General features: G+C 57.2%; 20 protein-coding genes. 12 read left to right on the top strand and 8 right to left on the bottom strand.

From position 1 onward, the window contains the following. Positions 1–47: 47 nt before the first annotated feature. Positions 48–2,384 (top strand): hybrid sensor histidine kinase/response regulator, encoded by a 2,337-nt coding sequence (locus NLU14_RS17595; protein WP_275708960.1) that lies wholly within the window; start codon positions 48–50, stop codon positions 2,382–2,384. On the opposite strand, the gene NLU14_RS17590 is transcribed toward NLU14_RS17595, so the two are convergent. Further along, positions 2,344–2,814: a MarR family winged helix-turn-helix transcriptional regulator gene (locus NLU14_RS17590; protein WP_275708958.1), complete on the bottom strand. Its 471-nt coding sequence runs from the start codon at positions 2,812–2,814 to the stop codon at positions 2,344–2,346. The genes NLU14_RS17595 and NLU14_RS17590 overlap by 41 nt on opposite strands. 3 nt (positions 2,815–2,817) lie before the next feature. Further along, a complete protein-coding gene (locus NLU14_RS17585; protein ID WP_275708956.1) occupies positions 2,818–3,303 on the bottom strand; it encodes a glutathione peroxidase in 486 nt (161 codons plus the stop codon). A 241-nt stretch (positions 3,304–3,544) separates the two neighbouring features. Between NLU14_RS17585 and NLU14_RS17580 the strand changes: the two genes are divergently transcribed. The 3 genes from NLU14_RS17580 to htpX all read left to right on the top strand — a co-directional run bounded on the left by NLU14_RS17580 (position 3,545) and on the right by htpX (position 6,210). Then, positions 3,545–4,759: a pyridoxal phosphate-dependent aminotransferase gene (locus tag NLU14_RS17580; RefSeq protein ID WP_275708954.1), complete on the top strand. Its 1,215-nt coding sequence runs from the start codon at positions 3,545–3,547 to the stop codon at positions 4,757–4,759. Between the two features lie 10 nt (positions 4,760–4,769). Beyond that, positions 4,770–5,231: a hypothetical protein gene (locus NLU14_RS17575; RefSeq protein ID WP_275708952.1), complete on the top strand. Its 462-nt coding sequence runs from the start codon at positions 4,770–4,772 to the stop codon at positions 5,229–5,231. A gap of 97 nt (positions 5,232–5,328) precedes the next feature. Continuing rightward, positions 5,329–6,210, top strand: a complete 882-nt coding sequence (htpX, locus tag NLU14_RS17570; RefSeq protein ID WP_275708950.1) for a protease HtpX — start codon at positions 5,329–5,331, stop codon at positions 6,208–6,210. On the opposite strand, the gene pdxB is transcribed toward htpX, so the two are convergent. Genes pdxB through NLU14_RS17555 form a run of 3 tightly spaced genes read right to left on the bottom strand, consistent with a single transcriptional unit; the run spans position 6,211 to position 9,256 of the window. Continuing rightward, entirely contained in the window at positions 6,211–7,365 is a 1,155-nt protein-coding gene (gene pdxB, locus NLU14_RS17565) for a 4-phosphoerythronate dehydrogenase PdxB (RefSeq protein ID WP_275708948.1), read from the bottom strand. Between the two features lie 19 nt (positions 7,366–7,384). After that, positions 7,385–8,671 carry a DEAD/DEAH box helicase gene (locus NLU14_RS17560; protein ID WP_275708946.1) on the bottom strand — a complete coding sequence of 429 codons (1,287 nt, stop codon included), beginning with the start codon at positions 8,669–8,671 and terminating at the stop codon, positions 7,385–7,387. A gap of 6 nt (positions 8,672–8,677) precedes the next feature. Continuing rightward, on the bottom strand, positions 8,678–9,256 hold the full coding sequence (locus NLU14_RS17555) for an elongation factor P hydroxylase (RefSeq protein WP_275708944.1): 579 nt from the start codon (positions 9,254–9,256) through the stop codon (positions 8,678–8,680). 150 nt (positions 9,257–9,406) lie between these two features. On the opposite strand from NLU14_RS17555, the gene dsbD reads away from it, so the two are divergent. Continuing rightward, a complete protein-coding gene (gene dsbD / locus NLU14_RS17550; RefSeq protein ID WP_275708942.1) occupies positions 9,407–11,320 on the top strand; it encodes a protein-disulfide reductase DsbD in 1,914 nt (637 codons plus the stop codon). A gap of 10 nt (positions 11,321–11,330) precedes the next feature. On the opposite strand, the gene tusA is transcribed toward dsbD, so the two are convergent. Beyond that, positions 11,331–11,570, bottom strand: a complete 240-nt coding sequence (tusA, locus tag NLU14_RS17545) for a sulfurtransferase TusA (RefSeq protein ID WP_275708940.1) — start codon at positions 11,568–11,570, stop codon at positions 11,331–11,333. Between the two features lie 88 nt (positions 11,571–11,658). Here tusA and NLU14_RS17540 point away from each other — a divergent pair, with 88 nt between their 5' ends. Beyond that, positions 11,659–11,943, top strand: coding sequence for an antibiotic biosynthesis monooxygenase family protein (locus NLU14_RS17540; RefSeq protein ID WP_275708938.1), 285 nt, complete (start codon positions 11,659–11,661; stop codon positions 11,941–11,943). A 20-nt stretch (positions 11,944–11,963) separates the two neighbouring features. Here NLU14_RS17540 and rlmM read toward each other — a convergent pair whose 3' ends face one another. Beyond that, a complete protein-coding gene (gene rlmM, locus NLU14_RS17535) occupies positions 11,964–13,040 on the bottom strand; it encodes a 23S rRNA (cytidine(2498)-2'-O)-methyltransferase RlmM (RefSeq protein ID WP_275708936.1) in 1,077 nt (358 codons plus the stop codon). 113 nt (positions 13,041–13,153) lie between these two features. Between rlmM and NLU14_RS17530 the strand changes: the two genes are divergently transcribed. Beyond that, positions 13,154–14,995 carry a sensor domain-containing diguanylate cyclase gene (locus NLU14_RS17530; RefSeq protein WP_275708934.1) on the top strand — a complete coding sequence of 614 codons (1,842 nt, stop codon included), beginning with the start codon at positions 13,154–13,156 and terminating at the stop codon, positions 14,993–14,995. A gap of 1 nt (position 14,996) precedes the next feature. Here the strand turns inward: NLU14_RS17530 and NLU14_RS17525 are convergent, their stop codons facing one another. Then, positions 14,997–15,659 carry an alpha/beta family hydrolase gene (locus NLU14_RS17525; protein ID WP_338040806.1) on the bottom strand — a complete coding sequence of 221 codons (663 nt, stop codon included), beginning with the start codon at positions 15,657–15,659 and terminating at the stop codon, positions 14,997–14,999. Positions 15,660–15,888: 229 nt separating this feature from the next. Between NLU14_RS17525 and ccoN the strand changes: the two genes are divergently transcribed. The 5 genes from ccoN to ccoG all read left to right on the top strand — a co-directional run bounded on the left by ccoN (position 15,889) and on the right by ccoG (position 20,581). Next, positions 15,889–17,319, top strand: coding sequence for a cytochrome-c oxidase, cbb3-type subunit I (gene ccoN / locus NLU14_RS17520; protein WP_275708930.1), 1,431 nt, complete (start codon positions 15,889–15,891; stop codon positions 17,317–17,319). Positions 17,320–17,335: 16 nt separating this feature from the next. Next, positions 17,336–17,944: a cytochrome-c oxidase, cbb3-type subunit II gene (gene ccoO, locus NLU14_RS17515; RefSeq protein WP_275708928.1), complete on the top strand. Its 609-nt coding sequence runs from the start codon at positions 17,336–17,338 to the stop codon at positions 17,942–17,944. A gap of 4 nt (positions 17,945–17,948) precedes the next feature. After that, a complete protein-coding gene (locus NLU14_RS17510) occupies positions 17,949–18,134 on the top strand; it encodes a cbb3-type cytochrome oxidase subunit 3 (RefSeq protein ID WP_275708926.1) in 186 nt (61 codons plus the stop codon). Continuing rightward, positions 18,131–19,021 (top strand): cytochrome-c oxidase, cbb3-type subunit III, encoded by an 891-nt coding sequence (ccoP, locus tag NLU14_RS17505; RefSeq protein ID WP_275708924.1) that lies wholly within the window; start codon positions 18,131–18,133, stop codon positions 19,019–19,021. The genes NLU14_RS17510 and ccoP overlap by 4 nt, the downstream gene beginning before the upstream one ends. Before the next feature lie 129 nt (positions 19,022–19,150). Then, complete coding sequence (ccoG, locus tag NLU14_RS17500) at positions 19,151–20,581, top strand: cytochrome c oxidase accessory protein CcoG (RefSeq protein ID WP_275708922.1); 1,431 nt, start codon at positions 19,151–19,153, stop codon at positions 20,579–20,581. Positions 20,582–20,615: the final 34 nt, after the last annotated feature.

The following is a 20,615-nucleotide window of genomic DNA, read 5'->3' as shown; positions in this document are numbered from 1 at the left end:
AATCCCGGAACACCACACAAAACGTTAGACAGGGACCGTGACACGCTGTGACAACTGCATTCCAGAAACGGCTATCCTATCGCCTGACCCGGGACACCGTTTTAATCGCAATGGTGCTGGGCCTGGTGCTCAACGTTGTGCAGGTCACACTCGATTATTTCAGTGCCCGGGATTCCATGGAACAGGAAATCCAGGCGCTTATCGAAATCAGCCATAGCCCTGCCTCCCAGATTGCCTACAACATCGACATCCGGCTTGCGGAAGAACTGCTGGACGGTTTGCTCCGCCACCCGGCGACCATTGATGCCCGCATCATCGACAATAACGGCCAGACCATGGCCGCTGCCAGCCAGAGCAGCCCGGACTCCCGTTATCGCTGGATCAGCGACCTGCTGTTTGGTGACAGCCGCGTGTTCAGCCGGGAACTGGTGGTGCCTCAATTGAGTGACCTGTCCCTGGGCAACCTGACAGTCACCATCGACACCTATCACTACGGCCTGCTGTTCCTCCAGCGGGCGGGCTACACCCTGCTGAGCGGACTCTTGAAAAGCCTGGTGCTTACGGCGGCGCTACTGGCCATTTTCTACTTCGTGCTGACCCGCCCGATGCTCAACGTTATCGGCACCCTCAGCCGTGTCAGAGCGGAAAGCCCCGAAAAGATCCGGTTACCTGTGCCCAGGAACCATCGCGAGGATGAGATAGGGCTTATGGTGGGCGTGATCAACCAGCACCTGGAAACCATTGATTCAAGCCTGGCGCAGCTTCGGGCTGCCGAAAGCGCGATGAAGAACTACTCCGGCCAGCTTGAACAGGAAGTGGAAGACCGCACACGGGAAATTTCCGAGAAAAACGAGGCGCTCCAGCGAGGCAACCGGGCCCTGGTCCGCGCCAAGGAAGACGCCGTACGCCGAGCCAGGGCACGGGCCAATTTCCTGGCCAGTATGAGCCATGAGATCCGCACCCCGCTCAATGGCGTTCTGGGCATGCTCGGGCTAGCGCTGGAAGGAGATCTGGAACCGGCGCAGCGAAACCGGCTGGAAATTGCCCTGAACGCCGGCCAGAGCCTGCTTGGCCTGCTCAACGACATCCTTGATATTTCCAAGGTGGAAGCCGGCAAACTCAGCCTGGAGAACATTCCCTTCTCGGTACGCAATCTGATTGAGGAGTGTGCAACGCTGCACGCCCAGCAGGCCCGGCGCAAGAACATTGATGTGGTGGCGGATATTGACTGCGATCTGCCGGAAATGTTCCTCGGCGACCCCACCCGCACCCGTCAGATTCTCAATAACCTGCTCAGCAATGCCATCAAGTTCACCGAGCAGGGCAGCGTGAGTATCCGCGCCACCCGCTTCAGCGGTAATGTTCGCATCGACGTGATCGACACCGGTATCGGCATGTCCAAGGAAGGGCTGCACCGGATTTTCTCGCCCTTCTCCCAGGCCGACAGCGATACCACCCGGCTCTACGGGGGCACCGGCCTGGGCCTGACCCTGTGCCGCCAACTGGTAGAGCGGATGCACGGCCAGATCCTGGTGGATTCCGAGGAACAAAAAGGAACCCACTTCACGGTCAACCTGCCCCTGCCCGTGCACGACCAGCAGGAGGCCGAATTGGCAATGCCGGCCATTCCGGACCAGCTCAGGCAAACAGGGGTGGATATGGGCATTCCCCCGGACTACCCCCACCGTACCTCCATTGAAAACCAGTTGCGGGCATGGGGCGTTCCCATACGTGATGCCGCTCGCAATGGAGGAGGCATCCTGATGGTTGTCGCGGAAAAGGACGATGAAACCGCAGGACAACTTGCACCGGGCTGGTCCGGCACCGGCGTTATCCTGGTCGACAGGAATGGCTCGGCACTGCCCGCTGACAACCGGCAGATACTCTCCATGCCACTGAGACGGGAGCAGTTGTTCCGCACCCTTTGCAGGGCTGCAGGGCTGGAACATGAAGGTGCCGGCGACAGGACCGGTACCATTGAAGAGCAGACGGAGGTTACCAGATCACTGAACCTGTTACTGGTGGAAGACAACCAGGTTAACCAGGTTGTCGCCAGCAGCATGCTGAAGAAACTCGGCCATTCGGTCACCCTTGCGGAAAACGGCAAACGGGCGCTGGAGGCGTTACAGCAGGCGTCCTTTGATATCGTGCTGATGGATTGTCAGATGCCGGTGATGGATGGCTACGAAGCCACCCGCAAGATTCGCGAGAATCCCGAATGGTGGGATCTGCCTGTGATCGCCGTGACGGCCAACGTCATGCAGGGAGACCGTGACGATTGCCTGGAATCCGGTATGAACGATTACATCACCAAGCCCTACAATCGCGCCGACCTGAAGTCGATTATCGACCGCTGGGCTCCCCCTGAGCCTCAAGAAGACTAAGGACGGAACGCAGTTCTTCCCGCAATGCCACGATTCGCTCCTCCCCGATACCGGTACCACACAGCAGACGACCCGGAATCTCCCGGGCCTGCCGCCGCATGGCGATGCCCTTCTCCGTCGGCGCGACCGTTACCACCCGCTCGTCGACCGTGTCCCGCAGGCGTGTAACCAGCTTTCGATCAGCCAGACGTTTAAGCAGAGGCGTCAGGGTTCCCGAATCCAGGCGTAGCCGCTTACCCAGATCAGACACCCTGACGGTTTTTCCATCCTGGTTCGCTTCCCACAGTACCAGCATGACCAGATACTGCGGATAAGTGAGATTGAGCTCTGCCAACAGTGGACGGTAACGGGCCGTTATCGCCCGATTGGCGGCATAGAGAGCAAAACAGAGCTGGTTATCCAGTGCAAGGAGGTCATCTTCGGTTTTCATGGCTTACAGCAACTTCTCGATGTCGGCACGGATGGCTGACGGTTTTGTGGTGGGTGGATAACGGCCGACAACCTCGCCATCGCTGTTAACCAGGAACTTGGTAAAGTTCCATTTGACCGCTTCCGATCCCAACAGACCCTTGGCGCTGTGTTTCAGATGCTGAAACAGGGGGTGGGCGTTTGGTCCGTTAACCTCGATCTTGGCAAACATGGGGAAATCAACGCCGTAGTTCAGGCTGCAGAATTCACTGATGGCCTTGTCGTCTGCCGGGTCCTGGTTGCGGAACTGGTTGCAGGGAAAACCCAGCACTTCAAGCCCTTTGCCTTTCAGGTCGGTGTACAGGGATTGCAAACCTTCAAACTGCGGGGTAAAACCGCATTTACTGGCCGTGTTTACAATCAGCAGAACCTTGCCGCGGAACTCATCGAGAGAATGCTCTTCTCCACGGATGTCGGTTGCAGCAAAGTCGTAGATGCTTTGGGTAGCCATGATTTTCTCCTTTGTATTTTCCTCCATTATATTGTACACAATACAATTTACAACCGAATCTGACCCGGTTATCCACGCCAGTTCATGGAATCTGTGAGCTTTGGGCGTTAAATCTCCTCATTTATGCCACAATTCATCACAATTGGCCTGTTGCCGCCTGCCTCTGCTCCGCTAGAATACAAGCTTGTCTTTGATACATGGCACTTAATAACCCTTACCGATCTGAGGAAGCACCGGGCTTATGCAGAACTATCTCAAATCCGCCAAGCTGGATAACGTGTGTTACGAGATACGTGGCGTGGTTCTGCGTGAGGCCCGTCGCCTGGAAGAAGAAGGCCACCGGGTTCTCAAGCTGAACATCGGCAATCCCGCGGCCTTTGAACTGGATGTACCCGAGGAAATCCAGCAGGACGTCATTTACAACATGCCCCTGGCCCAGGGGTATGTGGAATCCAAGGGGCTGTTCTCTGCCCGCAAGGCGGTTATGCACTACTGCCAGCAACGAGGCATCGACAAGGTGGATATCGACGATATCTTTCTGGGCAATGGCGTCAGCGAGATGATTGTGATGTCCATGCAGGCCATGCTCAATACCGGCGACGAAGTGCTGATCCCGGCCCCGGATTACCCGCTGTGGACCGCCGCCGTGACCCTGTCCAGCGGCAAACCGGTCCACTATCGCTGTGATGAGCAACAGGACTGGTTCCCGGACATTGACGACATCCGCAAGAAGATTACCCGCCGCACCCGGGCTATTGTGCTTATCAACCCCAATAACCCGACCGGCGCCGTCTATTCCCGCGAGTTGCTGGAACAGGTGGTGGAACTGGCGCGGCAACACAGCCTGATCGTGTTGTCCGACGAGATCTACGACAAGATCCTGTACGACGGCACCGAGCACATTTCAACGGCGTCGCTGGCCGATGACGTGCTGTTTTTCACCTATAACGGCCTGTCCAAGAATTACCGCGCCGCCGGTTACCGTTCCGGCTGGATGATCATCAGTGGCGCAAAACACCGTGCACGGGACCTGATCGAGGGTATCGAGATGCTTTCGAACATGCGCCTGTGCGCCAATGTGCCTGCCCAGCTCGCTATCCAGACCGCCCTGGGCGGCTACCAGTCCATTGAGGACCTGGTGGCGCCGGGTGGCCGGCTGTTCGAACAGCGTGAAACCGCCTGGAACCTGCTCAATGATATTCCTGGGGTCAGTTGCGTGAAGCCCAAGGGCGCGCTCTACCTCTTCCCCAAGCTGGACCCGAAGCGCTTCCCCATCGTCAATGACGAAAAGCTGGTACTGGACCTGCTGTTGCAGGAACGCATCTTGCTGGTCCAGGGGTCCGCTTTCAACATTGACGACAAACAGCATCTGCGCGTCGTGTTCCTGCCCCGGGAGGATACCCTGGAAGACGCCATGAAGCGTCTGGCACACTTCCTGTCTTCCTACCAGCTGTAAAGGAGGCCTCATGGCGGACATTCATATTGAAGAGTTCTACAAGGACGCGGCAATCGCCCTGGTTCAGCTCTACAATGCCTTTCCCCGCCGGGTGAACCTGTTCGTGGAAGATATTGCCGGCCCGGACGAGCCGGATGAGTTCGGGCTGCACAGCAAGCGCCACATGGCCTGCTTCGGCACCCTGCTCTGGCTGGCCGAGGAAGACCTGCTGCGTTACGTGGACACCATCCGCCAGGAGGCCCTGGACCAGGCCGTGCTGACCCAGCGGGCGTTTGTGCGGATGAGTTCACCAGCCAGCCCGAACCTCCAGGAGGAAGACATCCCCGAAAGCGGCACGGACCTTCCTCCGGCTATCCGGGAGGACTTCTCCACCCATATCCACATGCTCCGTACCGCCCTTCGAAGCGGCAGTTCCGTAAAGATCAGCCGGGTTATGCAGGCAACGTTCTTCCGCGACAAGGCCGATCATTAAATTGATGTAAACTTGTTGAACATGGCCACTCCGGCCACATATAAACGTTCAGGTAAAACCCGCAGTTAGCGGCTGATGATTCAACAAGGAATTCAAGATGCGTATTCTGCTGTTTCTTGCCACCAACCTGGCCGTCATTCTGGTTGCAAGCTTCACCCTGAAGCTACTGGGCGTTGACAGTTATCTTGCCCAGAACGGAATCCAGTATGGCTCCTTGCTGGCCTTCGCAGCGGTGTTCGGCTTTGCCGGTGCCATCGTATCGCTGCTGATCTCCAAACCCATGGCCAAGTGGAGCACCAAGGCCAAGGTGATCGAATCACCCAGAACGCCAGCAGAGCGCTGGCTGGTGGATACGGTGCGGGAGCTGGCCAAAAACGCCGGCATCGGCATGCCGGAAGTGGCAATCTTTCCCGCGTCCCAGTCCAACGCGTTTGCAACGGGCTGGAACAAGAACAACTCCCTGGTAGCGGTCAGTGAAGGCCTGCTGCACCGTTTCAACAAGGACGAAATCCGCGCGGTACTGGGCCACGAAATCGGCCACGTGGCCAACGGCGACATGGTGACCCTTGCGCTGATCCAGGGTGTGGTGAATACCTTCGTGATTTTTGCGTCCCGCGTAATCGGCTCGTTTGTTGACCGCATGGTGTTCAAGAACGAGAGCGGGCACGGTATCGGCTTTTTCGTGGTCAGTATTGCGGCGGAAATCGTGCTGGGCATCCTTGCCAGCACCATCGTATTCTGGTTCTCACGTCGTCGGGAGTTCCGGGCGGATATCGCCGGCGCTCAACTGGCAGGCCGTGGTGCGATGATCAACGCCCTGGCCCGCCTCAAGCAGGAAAGCGAGGTGCCGGATCAGATGCCGGACAGCCTGCAGGCGTTTGGTATAAACCGAGGCGCCAGGGGCGGGCTCAGCGCGCTGTTTATGACTCACCCGCCGCTCGAAAGCCGGATCGAGGCACTCCAGAAAGCGCAGCTGTAACTACAGCTTCAGCTTAAAGCCAAGGGCACGGAAAGTATCCTGCATGGACTTGCTCGTGCCCTTGAGTTGAATCTTGACGCTGGAGAACTCCCGCCGGACCGGATAGTCCCGGCGCAGCCGATCGAAGGCAGGCCCACGCTCTTCCGCCGGCAAAGCCATTGCCAGGCGCATGCGGGCATCATCCCTACGCGGATCGTAGCAGGAGCGGATGGCGATGTTCGCCGAGTCCATCTCTTCAGCGGCGCTGGTGAACGACAGTTTGTTCAACGCCGGCTCCGGCAGGAACTGGCCGGCTTTCTTGCGAGCAGGCAGCCCCATGTAGCGGCTCAGTGCCTGGTACACCATTTCGCTGCCCTGCACCTTGCCTTCAAGGCTGTAACCCGCGATATGCGGCGTGGCAAGCCAGACTTTCTCCATCAATTCGGCGTGAATACGCGGCTCGTTCTCCCATACGTCCAATACCACGCTGGGCGCATTCGGCTCATCAAGCCGAGCCAGCAAGGCGGAGGTTTCGATCACTTCGCCACGGCTGGTATTGATCAGCAACTGGTTTTCCGTCAGGGAAGACAACCGCTCCCGTCCAAACATATGCAGAGTGGCGTGGTCTCCCTCCCGGGTCAGGGGCGTATGCAGCGTTACCACATCACAGGCCATGGCCTCTTCAAGGCTGACAAATTCCTGGCTGTCATCGTCTTCCCGCTCGGCCCGTGGCGGGTCGCAGAGCACGACGTCAAAGCCCAGCCTGTCCAGCTTGTGAGCAAGCTCCCCACCAACATTGCCAGCACCAACGATGCCGACACGGAGCTTGGACCAATCTGCCACGCCACGCCTCTCGGCATGGAGGGAGATCACCGACAGCACATACTCGACCACACTGTTGGCGTTACAGCCGGGAGCCGCTGAAAAAGTGATACCGCTGGACTCAAGCCATTTCTGGTCGACGTGGTCGGTGCCGATGGTGCAGGTGCCCACGAACCGGACGCGGCTGCCCTCCAGCAATGCCCGATTAACCCGCGTAACCGAACGAACCAGCAGAATGTCGGCATTCTGTACGTCAGCGGCTGACATTGTGCGGCCGGACACCGGGCGTATATCGCCAATGTCACCGAAGAAGGAATCCAGTAAGGGTATGTTCTCGTCCGCTACTATCCGCATGATCCTGCTTCCCAACCCGTTAGTTCCTGCGCTGACGCTGGTTACCGCCACGGCCACCCTGGCTGCGATTGCCCTGGGGACGCCGGCCGCCGCGCTTACGGGTGATCGGTGGCTTGGCGAGTTCCGTCATCAGCTCTTCCTCCGGCACCGCCGTGGTGAGTTTCTGGCTGATGTAGGATTCGATGGCCGGTAGTGAAAAGGCATCGTCCTCACTGGCAAAGCTGACAGACACACCGTGCTTCCCTGCCCGCCCGGTACGCCCGATACGGTGCACATAATCCTCGGCACTGTCCGGCAGATTATAGTTGAACACGTGCGTCACACCGTCGACATGGATACCTCGCCCGGCGACATCGGTAGCCACCAGCACCTGGATGCTACCGTTCTTGAACTGCTCCAGGGTCTTGAGCCGTTTGTTCTGGGCAATTTCACCGGACATGAGCGCTACCTTGACCCCCTGGTTACGCAAATCTTCGTCCAGGTCGCGACACTGGTCACGACGATTGGCAAATACCAGGGCCTTTTCCACCTCGGGGCGCTGGAGGTAATTCACCAGTACCGGCAGTTTCTCGTCCTCACCCACAAGATACACGGTCTGTTTCACCCGTTCGGCGGTTTTCTGTTCCGGTTCAATTTCAACGAACTCCGCATTGCGGGTCCACATGGAGGCCAGGTTGAGAACGTCCTGGTTAAAGGTGGCGCTGAACAGCAGGGTCTGGCGCTCTTCCTTGGGGGTGCACTTGCGGATAATCCGCTTCACGTCCGGGATGAACCCCATGTCCAGCATCCTGTCCGCTTCATCCAGGATCAGGATGTCGAGCTGGTCCAGAAAGACGTCCTGGGAGCCCAGAAAGTCGATCAGGCGCCCGGGAGTTGCCACCAGGATGTCGACAATTTCATTCTGGAGCTGGTCACGCTGTTTGTCGTAGTTCATTCCCCCGACAACAGTGACGACATTGTGGCCGGTGTAACCGCACAGCTGTTCTGCGTCCTTGGCGATCTGCATGGCCAGTTCCCGGGTTGGCGCCAGGGCCAGGACACGGGGTTCCGACGCGAACCTGTCCTCTTGCGGGATTGGCGTTTCGAGCATGCTCTGAATGGCGGTAATCAGGAAAGCGGCGGTTTTACCGGTACCGGTCTGCGCCTGACCAATCAGATCCTGGCAGGCGAGTGTGAACGGCAGGGTCTCGGCCTGGATGGGCGTGCAATGCTCAAAACCGATATCGGTAATGGCATCAAGCACTCGCTGGTCAAGGTTCAGGTCCTTGAAAAGTGTCTTGCCGGCTTCGGGTGCGTCAGATGTCATATTGCTTCAATCTACCTCAGTGTCTGTGACGGAATCCTCGGGCATCAGGCGCCTGGTCTCTTTTTTCCAGACTTCATTAAAGTCAGCCCCGGTTCCATAAAATGTCTTGAGCGTTCGGAAAAACAGGCCCGCGCGGGCCGGCATGCCATGCTCAAGGTAGTAACCTGCCTGTGCCCGTACATTCCTGCGAAAGGCACCTTCGTCCCATGCCCCGCAACCGGAAAGATTGTCGACGCTGATGTGGAAGCGAGCACCCGCTGCCACCGAGAAAAGCCATTCCAGGGCCTGAGGCTTGATCTCAGCCTTTTCAAAGGCCTGCTGCTGCGCCACATTGCGGCCGTCGGGACAGTACCAGTAGCCGAAGTCCCGAAGTGTGCGCCGGTGCTCACCTGCAATACACCAGTGGCTGATTTCATGCAGAGCACTGGCATAATAGCCGTGGGCGAAGATAATCTGTGCGTAGCTGCCAAGCACCGTCGCGGGCAGATATTCTGGCTCATCGCTGCCCTTGACCAGAACGGTCCGGTATTCTTCCCGGAACAGGTCATTGAACAGCATGATAAGATCATCAGGATCGTGTTTCATGGGACGGCTATTGTGCGACTTTAGACCGTTCAATACCAGAGGGAACTTTTGCCTGGCGACCGAGTCAATTGCAACCCTGGAACGCGCTGTTTCAGAACATCCTGAAACAGCGCCGCACAACCCGGAACCACTAACGGTAATCCATAGACTATGACCGGCAACAACACAGCCTCAAGCAGTAGTGCTCATTTCCGAGTCCTGGGCCGCGTTCTGGTGTTCCTGGCACTGTCCACCCTTTCCTTATTTGCGTCTGCTGCGGGCAATTCTCTGTTCGGCGGTGGGAATGATTTTCTCCCGGTCGATGAAGCCCTGCCGTTCAGCTACACCGCGGATACCAACGCGGTTGTGCTGTCCTGGGATATCACTCCCGGGCACTACCTCTATCAGGGGCGTATCAAGGTCACCAGCAACACCGAAGGCGTCACCCTGGGCGAGCCCGACTTCTCCTATACCGGCACTGATACGGAAGATGAGTATTTTGGCAAGGTCACCGTCTTCTACGATCCTGTCCAGGCCCGCGTTCCAGTGAACCTTCCTGATGGCGTCCGGGAGGCCAAGCTACAGGTGACCTACCAGGGGTGCGCCAAAGCCGGGCTCTGTTACCCGCCCCAAACCCGTGATGTGCTGTATTATGCCAGTTCTGGAGCCAGCGCCGGAAACGGCGATGCTTCCGCGGCAACCGGAAATTCGGGGGCTTCGGGCTCGCCTGGTGTCAACCAGCCTCCTTCCGCGGACACGTCAACGGCAACCGGGCTGGCCGGCTTTCTGGCCAACCAGTCGGTCCTCGTGATCGCGGCGCTGTTTCTGCTGCTGGGCCTGGGGCTGACCTTCACCCCCTGCGTACTGCCGATGGTGCCGATCATTTCCTCCCTGGTGTCTGGCCGTAATACCAGCACCACCGCCCATGCACTGTTGCTGTCGGGCAGCTACGTATTGGGCATGGCACTGACCTACGCCGCAGCGGGTGTCATTACCGGCTTGCTGGGCGCCAGCTTTAATCTCCAGGCACATCTGCAATCGCCCTGGGTGCTGAGCGTTTTCGCGGCCCTGTTCGTGATTTTCGCCCTGTCCATGTTCAACCTCTTCGAAATCCAGTTACCCAGATTTATCCGGGAGCCACTCAATGATGCCAGCCACCGCCTCACCGGAAGCCGTGTCATCAGCATTTTCGGTATTGGCGCCCTGTCTGCGCTGATCGTCTCACCCTGTGTTTCCGCACCGCTGGCAGGAAGCCTGCTTTACATCAGCACCACCCAGGATGCGGTCATCGGGGGCGTGGCGCTTTTCGCCCTAGGGCTGGGCATGGGTATTCCCCTGATACTGGTGGCGGTAGGTGGTCGTAAGTTACTGCCAGCCACGGGCCCCTGGATGAACGTGGTTAAGGCCTTCTACGGCGTCATGCTGCTGGCCGTTGCTATCTGGCTGATGGAAAGGCTGGTTCCCGCCTGGCTGGCGCTGACCCTGTGGGGGTTATTGATTGCCATCACCGGTGTACAACTGGGCGCCTTCGATGCGGCAAAGGCTGGCTGGGAGCGAACCCGCAAGGGCCTTGGACTGGTGATGTTCGCCTACGGCATTGCCCTGCTGGCCGGCGCGGTTTCCGGCGCCGGTAACCCCCTGAAGCCGCTGGCGCCGTTCACGGCTTCGAGCCAGACTGTCGCTGGCGGTTCAACGCAGAACACGGCGCATGCCCAGTTCGTCCGCCTGGAGTCTCCCGCCGATATCCGTAACGAGCTCAGTCGCGCAAGCCGGAGTGGTACCCCGGTGATGCTGGATTTCTATGCGGACTGGTGCATCTCCTGCAAGGTAATGGAGCGCAATGTTTTCAGTGACGGCTCTGTTATTCAGGCGCTGGCGCCGTACAAGCTCCTGCAACTGGACATGACGGACAACACGCCGGCCCAGCAGGCATTGCTGGAAGAGCTTGGATTGTTCGGCCCACCCGCCATTCTGTTTTACGATGGCAGCGGCACGGAGATTGAAAGCGCCCGGGTGTTGGGCGAGATGGACCGGAAGCAATTCCTCAGCCATCTGGACACACTGGGTTACTCCGACGGCAGCTGATACGCCGCCGTTAACTACCGCGGCGAATAAAGAATACGAACTCCTGATCGTCCTCGGCCGAGTACACCAGTTCGTGATTCAGAAACTGGCAGAACCTTGGTATATCCCGTGTTGTTGAAGGATCGGTAGCAACCACTTTCAATACCCCACCCACACTGATATCCACAATGCGATTGTGTAGCAGCATAACCGGTTCAGGGCAAAACAGGCCCCGGGCATCCAGCTCTGCGTCATGTTCCGGCTGTCCCAATGTCCACCCTCCTGAAATTCCGCCTGAATTTTTGAAAATACGTGCTAAATTATTGTTTATAGATGTCAAAAACAACACGAGGTAAACAATGATCCGGGTGCTGATTGAACGCCATATTGCCGAATCCCTCGAATATGCCTACGAGGAGAGATCCCGCAAGGTCCTTCAAAGTGCCGTAAGCGCTCCCGGCTTCGTGTCCGGTGAGGCGCTGGTGGACTCCCATGACCCCAACCACCGTTTCACCCTCTCCAGTTGGCGCTCCGAAGCTGACTGGCAACGCTGGTTGCTGTCCGAGGAACGCCGGGAACTAATGGCTGAGCTGATTCCAATGATGGACCGGGATGAGATTATCACTGTTCTTCAGCATAGCTAAAGTAACGAACTGAACAGCGATCAACCCACTCGCTCAATGAAACAGGTGATCTCTTCACGGTCATGATAGAGGTGGCGAGCCCTCAACAGGAAATTCATTTCTGTCTGTGCCAGCCCCTCTTCCAGGATATCCCTGCACACCAACCATTCGTCGTATCGTTTTTTCATCGGCAGCTTCAGGTTGAAAACTGTATAACGGCAAAGCCTGGTTGTCAGCCAGTGCACCACCATTTCAGAGGTTCGGCGTGGATGGTCGACAATGTCACACACCATCCAGTCCACACCACGCCTGGGCCGCCATTGATAGCCATCCGCCTCGACATGTTCTACGTGGCCCGAGGCCATCAGTTCGGCATTCATTGGTCCATTGTCAACCGCCGTCACCATCATTCCCTGCCTGACCAGTTGCCATGTCCAGCCACCCGGGGCCGCCCCCAGGTCCACAGCCTGCTCGCCACCCCCCAAATAATCCAGCTCCTGATCGGGAGACAGAAACACTTTCCAGGCTTCTTCCAGTTTCAATGCCGATCTGCTGGGGGCGGAAGCCGACAGGCGAAGCCGTGGAATACCGCTGACATACCGCGCGCGATTGCCGGCAAGGCTGACCCCGGCAATAGCCCGGTCAAAGCCGGTCAGCAAGAGCTCCAACCGGGCTGGCGATTCAGCCTTGGGATCCGGCTCCAGCAAGCCGGCACCCCTTAGCCCCCTGGACAGCGGAGATACCCATTTGCGGGCAAAGTTACCTAGATCCGGGTCGCTGTTGTTCTCGGGCAAGCGGATTTCCACGCGAGCGCAGGCCGGGAGCGTCGCATCCACGGATCGTAAGGCGTCAATAACCGCACCCACCCGATCAGAGGCTGGTAGCGATACCTCCGCCAGCACCATAAACCAGTCCCTGACAAAGACCAGTCGGTCAATGGGAAGGCGGGCAAGCAGCACATCCGCCGGAACCGGCCCTGGACAGTGAAAGGCAATAAAGCCCTGGTTTCCCGCTGGCTCGAAATAACCGTAAACACCGAAGTCCGCCGCAGCGTCGGTTAGCTCGCGGCCTGCCTCCGTCTCGAATCCGGGACGGCAAATAACAATTAGTTGTTCCATCAGGCACCTGGACCGGGCTTCTGCTCAAAACCCCTAAATTTGAATCTGTTTAACATATACATAGCCCGCAACTGGCTACACTATCTGACTTTCCGTTGGCAGGAACCCCCTTAATGCCGCAGTACCTGCGCTATCTGCTCCTATTTATCGGGCTTTTGCTGGTCCCGAACCTGTCAATGGCGGCACATCCGCATGCCACACCCCACTGCCTCTCACTTGATGCCTCCGATCCGGCACGACGGGAAGCACTGATGAACCATGTCTGCTTCCTCAGCGCTACTCCAGGTACTCCAGGACACAGTGCCGAATCACCTGTGGAATTGCCTGCCGATATCGACTGGACACCTGCCGGGGGACACGACCTGGTCTTCAGTCACACCGATTCGGTCTACTGGGTTCGCTTGAATGTATGGAACTCCGGCGATACACGAGAGCTCTGGTATCTGAAACTCAACTACCCGCTGCTCGATGAAGTCACGTTCTGGCGTTCCGGCGAACAAGCTGACCAACCACTGACCACGGGCGACCAATACCCGTTTCTTTCGCGGGGCATAGATTACCGGTATTTCCTGTTCCCCGTCACGCTTGATGCCGGGGAAAGTCAGACCATCACGCTGAGAATTCAAAGCAGCGGGGCGCTGAACGTACCGCTATCACTGGAAACCCCGGCAGCAGCCATTGCCGAAAGTAACCACCTGACTCTCATACACGGGCTCTTCTACGGGGCGCTACTGGTCTTTGCGGTATTCAACCTGTTGCTCTATTTCAGTTCCGGGACCGGATATTACTTCTATAACGCCTTTTACATGGCTTCTCTGGGCCTGTTTCTGTTCGCCATGGGCGGATTCGCCAATCAGTATTTCTGGCCCGACAGTACGGGTTTCGCCAATACCTCCATTCCCATACTGATGTCGGTCAGTTGTCTGGCAATGACCCTGTTCGGTCGCTCTTTCCTTGAAATTCCAGCCAATGCCGTTGCTGACAAGGTATTGAAGGGGCTGGCACTGACCAGCACTGGCCTGTTCATCATGGCGTTCCTGCTGCCCTACAACAAATCCATTGTGCTAAGCACCACAGCTGCACTGATCATCATTGGCGGCCTCTTCATTATTGGCATTATCCGTTGGCGCCAGGGGTATTTGCCCGCGAAGTGGTACGTAATGGCCTGGTCGGGAATGCTCGCTGGCGCCCTGATCTATTCAATGGCTGCATTCGGTTATCTGGCGGACTTTCTGGCACGGGAAATCTTTATGCAGGCGGCAGTGGGTGCTCAGGTGATTCTGCTCAACTACGCCATGGTTCAGCGCTGGCGGCTTCTGAACCGGAAACTGCTGAATGTTGAACAGAATGCCAGAACCGAACTGGAACTAAAGGTACACGAACGCACGGCACAGCTTCGCAGCACCATGCGGGAGCTTGAAAAGGCAAACAGGCAACTGGCAACCTTGAGCCTGAATGACGCTCTCACCGGGCTCTATAATCGTCGCCACCTGGACAACCTTTTACCCGAACTCTGCGCCGAGGCCAGGCGTACCGGCCACCCCCTGACTATCGCCTTGCTTGATGCCGACCACTTCAAGGCGGTTAATGACTCCTGGGGACACGAGTTCGGTGACCAATGCCTGCAACACATAGCCGATATTCTCAGGCGCCATGTTAAAAGGCCTCGGGATGTAGCCATTCGTTTTGGGGGGGAGGAATTTGCCATCCTCCTTCCCGGTACAACATCTGAGGGCGCCTTTGGTGTTTGCCAGGGAATTCTTGAAGATATTGCCGACCTGCCGGTGTTGTCCGATGATGGCACGCCAGTAACGCTGACCATGAGTGCAGGAACCGCCACGCTATTGAACGGGGAAGATGAGCGGGAACTCTTCCGGCGGGCCGACGAGGCGCTTTACCTCGCCAAGGCATCCGGACGGAACCGGACAGTGCACTCGGAGCCCGAGGTTTCCTGAATCATTCCTGGCCGATCATGAATCCCGCGGCCCTTGCCGCAGCCTGCCGGATCAGGTCTTCCCTGCTTTCGCTTTGTCGCGCCAAGGGTCGGTAATCATGGTCACCTCCTTCCAGCCAGCTCAGGTTCACGTTTGCCAGTGCGTCCAGACCGCGCTCGTCAACCTCGGCCTTCCTGCCGAATGGATCCCGCGTGCCCTGAATGATCTTTATAGGCCGCTGCAGTGCCTGGAAGTGGTCCGTTCGCCATCGATCCGGCTTTCCGGGCGGGTGGAAGGGGTAACCGAAGCAGACGGCTCCACGGATAACATCCGTAATACCGGATTCCGTCGCCAACAGACTGGCCATCCGTCCACCCATGGATTTGCCACCAATAAAGAGCCCGGGCCCGCTGTCAAAGCTGCCGCAGGTTTCGGCAACAACCTTGCGGAAGCGGTCGAGCAAGACAGGCTTACGATCCGGGGGCCTCTTCTTTCCATCCCGCCGACGTTGTTCCATATACGGAAATTCAAACCTGACCGTTGTCACACCCTGCCCGGAGAGCGCTGTAGCCAGCAGTTCCATGAAGGGCGAGTCAGCGGGTGCTCCGGCGCCGTGGGCAAGCACAAGCACGGGTGCCGTCACTATTCCCTGCGCCCTGGTCCTGAAAACACTTACAGAATTCACCAAAACCTCCAAATTATGACTATCATTAGTGTTCCGGGCTGCAGCGCATTATCCGAATACCCAAAGCAGCCTCTGGAGCATTCGAAAATACCCTAGTAGATTCGCCATGTTACTGATTTAGACACAGTTGACAGGGTTTCAGAGTTGATCTGTGTCATTGCAAACAGCTAATCGTTTCTCCATACTTGCGCCCGCATATTTTCCCCACTCTAAACCCATTGGTAAGGCTATGAGCACAGTAAATGCTAACCTGACATACAACTACAAGGTGGTAAGGCAGTTCGCCATCATGACGTTGGTCTGGGGCATTGTTGGCATGGGCATGGGTGTGCTGATCGCATCCCAGCTTGTTTGGCCCTCGATGAACCTTGACTTTTCCTGGACCCACTTTGGTCGTTTGAGGCCACTCCACACAAACCTTGTGATATTCGGGTTTGGTGGTTCGGCGCTCTTTGCCACTTCCTATTATGTGGTTCAGCGCACGTGCCAGGCGCGACTTATCTCCGATGAACTTGCGGCGTTCACGTTCTGGGGCTGGCAGGCTGTTATGGTCTCGGCGATCATCACACTGCCAATGGGCCTTACCTCTTCCAAGGAGTATGCGGAACTCGAATGGCCGATCGACATTCTCATCGCCATTGTCTGGGTTTCCTACGCGCTGGTCTTCTTCGGCACGGTGATGAAGCGTGCCACCGCCCACATCTACGTGGCTAACTGGTTTTACGGTGGCTTTATCCTTACCGTCGCCGTGTTGCACATCGGCAACAACCTCGCGCTACCCGCAGGCGCTTTCAAGTCATACTCGGCCTACGCTGGCGTAACCGACGCGATGATGCAGTGGTGGTGGGGCCACAACGCGGTCGGTTTCTTCCTGACGGCCGGCTTCCTCGGGATGATGTATTACTTTGTTCCCAAACAGGCCAACCGTCCGATCTACTCCTATCGCCTGTCTATCGTCCACTTCTGGGCACTGATCGCCACTTACGTATGGGCCGGCGGCCACCACCTGCACTACTCGGCTTTGCCAGACTGGGCGCAAACCGCCGGTATGGTAATGTCCCTGATTCTGCTCGCGCCTTCGTGGGGGGGAATGATCAACGGCATGATGACGCTGTCAGGTGCCTGGCACAAATTGCGCACAGACCCGATTCTCCGCTTCCTGGTCGTCTCCCTGTCTTTCTACGGTATGTCGACCTTTGAAGGCCCGATGATGGCCATAAAAACGGTAAACGCCCTGTCGCACAATACCGACTGGACCATTGGGCACGTGCATTCTGGCGCCCTGGGCTGGGTTGCCATGATCAGTATCGGGGCTATCTATCACCTCATACCCAAACTGTGGGGCCTGCAAGCCATGTACAGCACCAGCCTGATCAACGTCCACTTCTGGCTGGCCACTGTCGGCACCGTGCTCTACATCGTTGCAATGTGGGTGAACGGTATCATGCAGGGCCTGATGTGGCGTGCTGTTAACGAAGACGGCACGCTGACCTACAGCTTTGTAGAGTCGCTGGAAGCCTCTTATCCGGGCTACTTCGTGCGATTCCTTGGCGGTGTGATTTTCCTGACCGGTATGCTGATCATGGCATACAACGTTTACATGACCGTGCGTCAGAAAGAAGCCGTTGCTCAAGACAACTCAGCAGCGCAAGCGGCGTAACGGGGGAACAGCATCAATGAAACACGAAATAGTAGAAAAAAACCTCGGGCTGATGATCGTTCTGATCATCTTTACCATCAGCGGTGGTTTTCTCGCGGAAGTGGTTCCACTGTTTTTCCTGGATGAGACCAATGAGCCTATTGAGGGCCTTGAACCCTTGTCGGCTCTGGAACTGGAAGGCCGGGACATCTACATCCGTGAAGGCTGTCACGTCTGCCACACCCAACAGATCCGTCCGTTCCGTGCAGAAACCGAGCGCTACGGCCACTACTCGGTTGCGGGTGAATTCGTCTACGATCGCCCGTTCCTGTGGGGCTCCAAGCGTACTGGTCCCGATCTTGCCCGTGTCGGTGGACGCTATTCCGACGCCTGGCAGCGTCAGCATCTCTACAATCCTCGCAGCGTGGTACCGGAATCCAACATGCCGGCTTTCCCCTGGTTGTTTGAAGATCGCATTGACCACACCGAAACCGAGGCCAGGCTGAGGACACTCCAAACGCTGGGTGTGCCGTACACAGACGAGCAGGTTGCAGCAGCGGCTGACGAGGTACAGGGCAAGTTCGAGATCGAAGCCCTTGTAGCGTACCTGCAACAGCTTGGTACCGTGATTTCAGAGAAACGGTGATCCCATGGATATAAATGAGTTACGCGGCATTCACTCGCTGGTCATTATGGCCATGTTCCTCGGCATCATATGGTGGGCGTACAGCTCCCATCGCAAGAAAGCCAATGATGAGGCAGCACATCTGCCTTTCGACGATGAGGAAATGGAAAAGCGTACTCTTGAACAGGAACAAACGGAGAAAAAGCAATGAGTACCTTCTGGAGCATCTGGATCAGCGTGATCGTGCTCGGTACCGTGTTTGGCTGCTGGTGGCTTCTCTATGCCACACGCAAGAGCCAGACCACCGATACTGAAACAAACAAGACAGTGGGCCATTCCTTTGATGGTATCGAGGAATACGACAACCCACTGCCAAAGTGGTGGTACTACCTCTTTGTTGCCACCTGCGTTTTTGCACTGGGATACCTTGCCCTCTATCCGGGCCTTGGCAACTACAAGGGCTTACTGGGGTGGACATCGACCAACCAGTGGCAGGCTGAAGTCCAGCAGGCAAATGCACGATATGGCGAACTCTATGCCAAATACGGCGATACACCAGTGCCTGAACTGTCTGAAAACGACGATGCCATGCAAATGGGGCAACGGTTGTTTGCCAATAACTGCGCCGTCTGTCATGGCTCAGCGGGGCGGGGTTCCCTCGGGTTCCCAAACCTGACGGATGACGACTGGCTGTACGGTGGCGACCCTGACACAATCCTGACTACTCTCCACGAGGGACGGAACGGTAATATGCCCGCCAAAGGCACCATGCCGAACATGACCACGGAGCAGGTGAACCAGGTTGTCAATTATGTGCTCAGTTTCAGTAACCGGGCGAAGGACGAAGAAGCTGCCGCCGCGGGTGAGCAAGTATTCGCCCAGGCTTGCGTGGCCTGCCATGGTCCAGACGGAAAGGGCAACCAGGCCATGGGCGCCCCAAACCTGACCGACGATACGTGGCTGTATGGCTCCACCTATGAATGGATCAGGGAAACCGTTGTTAACGGCCGTCAGAACCAGATGCCCGCACAGGGTGACCGGCTTTCCGACGACCAGATCCAGATCCTGGCTGCATACGTGTACAGCCTGTCCAACTGAGTATCCGGCCGGGGTTGTCCCGGCCCGGTCTGCTCAACCCCGTGTCTGCCCTGGCGGGCACAGGCTTGAGAAGATCGCCCACCCCACAGTTCCCTGTGAAAAAGGGCGCCACATCATCGGGAGGTAACGATGAGCAGTGAGATTCCGGTCAGACAAATCGACCCATCCTCTGACACCTCCGACAACAACAAAAACACCGGAACTGTCGATCTTTATGCCAGCCGCAAGAAGATCTATGTCAAAGAGGTCAAGGGCTTCTTCCAGCGGATCCGAAATGTCAGCCTGACTGCTTTGATGGGCATGTATTTCCTGTTCGTCTGGATTACCGTGGACGGCCAACCGCTGATTCACTTTGATCTCCCGGCCCGAGAGTTCCATCTGTACGGTGCCACCTTCTACCCTCAGGATTTCATCCTGCTGTCGGGCATGCTCATCATCTGTGCCTTTGGCCTGTTCTTTATTACTACCCTGTTTGGCCGGGTCTGGTGCGGCTACACCTGCCCGCAAACGGTGTGGACCTTTATCTTCATGTGGGTCGAGGAGCGCATTGAAGGCAGCCGCAACAAGCGAATGAAACTGGACAAGTCGCCCCGTTCCATGGAGAAAGTCGCCAAGAAATCAGCGAAGCACTCCGCATGGTTGCTGATTGCACTGGCCACCGGCGTTACATTTGTCGGTTACTTCTACCCCATCCGTGACCTCATCACCGATCTGTTCACGTTCCAAGCCAACGGCTGGGCCTATTTCTGGGTTGCCTTCTTTACCGCCGCCACCTATCTGAACGCGGGTTGGTTGCGGGAACAGGTGTGCCTGTACATGTGTCCGTATGCCCGCTTCCAGTCCGTAATGTTTGACCCCAATACCCGAGTGGTTTCCTACGACCCCAACCGGGGAGAGCCCCGGGGCAGCCGCAAGAAAGGCATCGAACCGTCGGAACTGGGCCTTGGAGACTGCATCGACTGCGGGCAATGCGTTCAGGTGTGCCCCACCGGTATCGATATCCGCGACGGGCTGCAATACGAGTGCATTGGCTGTGCCCTTTGCATTGATGCCTGTGACGAGGTGATGGACAAGATGAATTACCCGCGCGGCCTGATCCGTTACACAACAGAAAACGAACTGGAAGGCAAGACCTCGAAACTGCTGAGACCGCGCACGTTCGGTTACGGGCTGGTGTTGCTGCTGATGATTGTCGCAATCGCATTCACCATAGCCACAAGAGTCCCTGCGCAACTGGATGTGCTGAGAGATCGCGGCGCACTTTTCAGCTTTAACGGTGATGGACGGGTCGAGAATACCTATACGCTGAAGGTTTCCAACATGTCGGAAATACCGCAAACCTTCGCGATCTCGGTCTCCGGCATGGAAGGTATCCGGTTGCTGACCGAAGATACGATTACAGTGGCAAGCAGCGAAAACCGGTCCCTGCCGACGGTTGTGGATGTGGCACCGGAGGACATCTCGGAAAGCAACAATGCCATTGTATTCAGGCTTGAATCACAATCCGATGAATCCCTCGTCCTTGAAACTGAAAGCCGGTTCGTCGGCCCTACTCGCTGACCCTCGGAGCGAAATCCGGAGGCGGCACTGAGAG

The sequence above is a fragment of the Marinobacter iranensis genome, assembly GCF_029207565.1.
Taxonomy (GTDB): domain Bacteria; phylum Pseudomonadota; class Gammaproteobacteria; order Pseudomonadales; family Oleiphilaceae; genus Marinobacter; species Marinobacter iranensis.
Note: the sequence above shows the minus strand (reverse complement) of the source record. Positions and strands in the feature narration are given on the sequence as shown.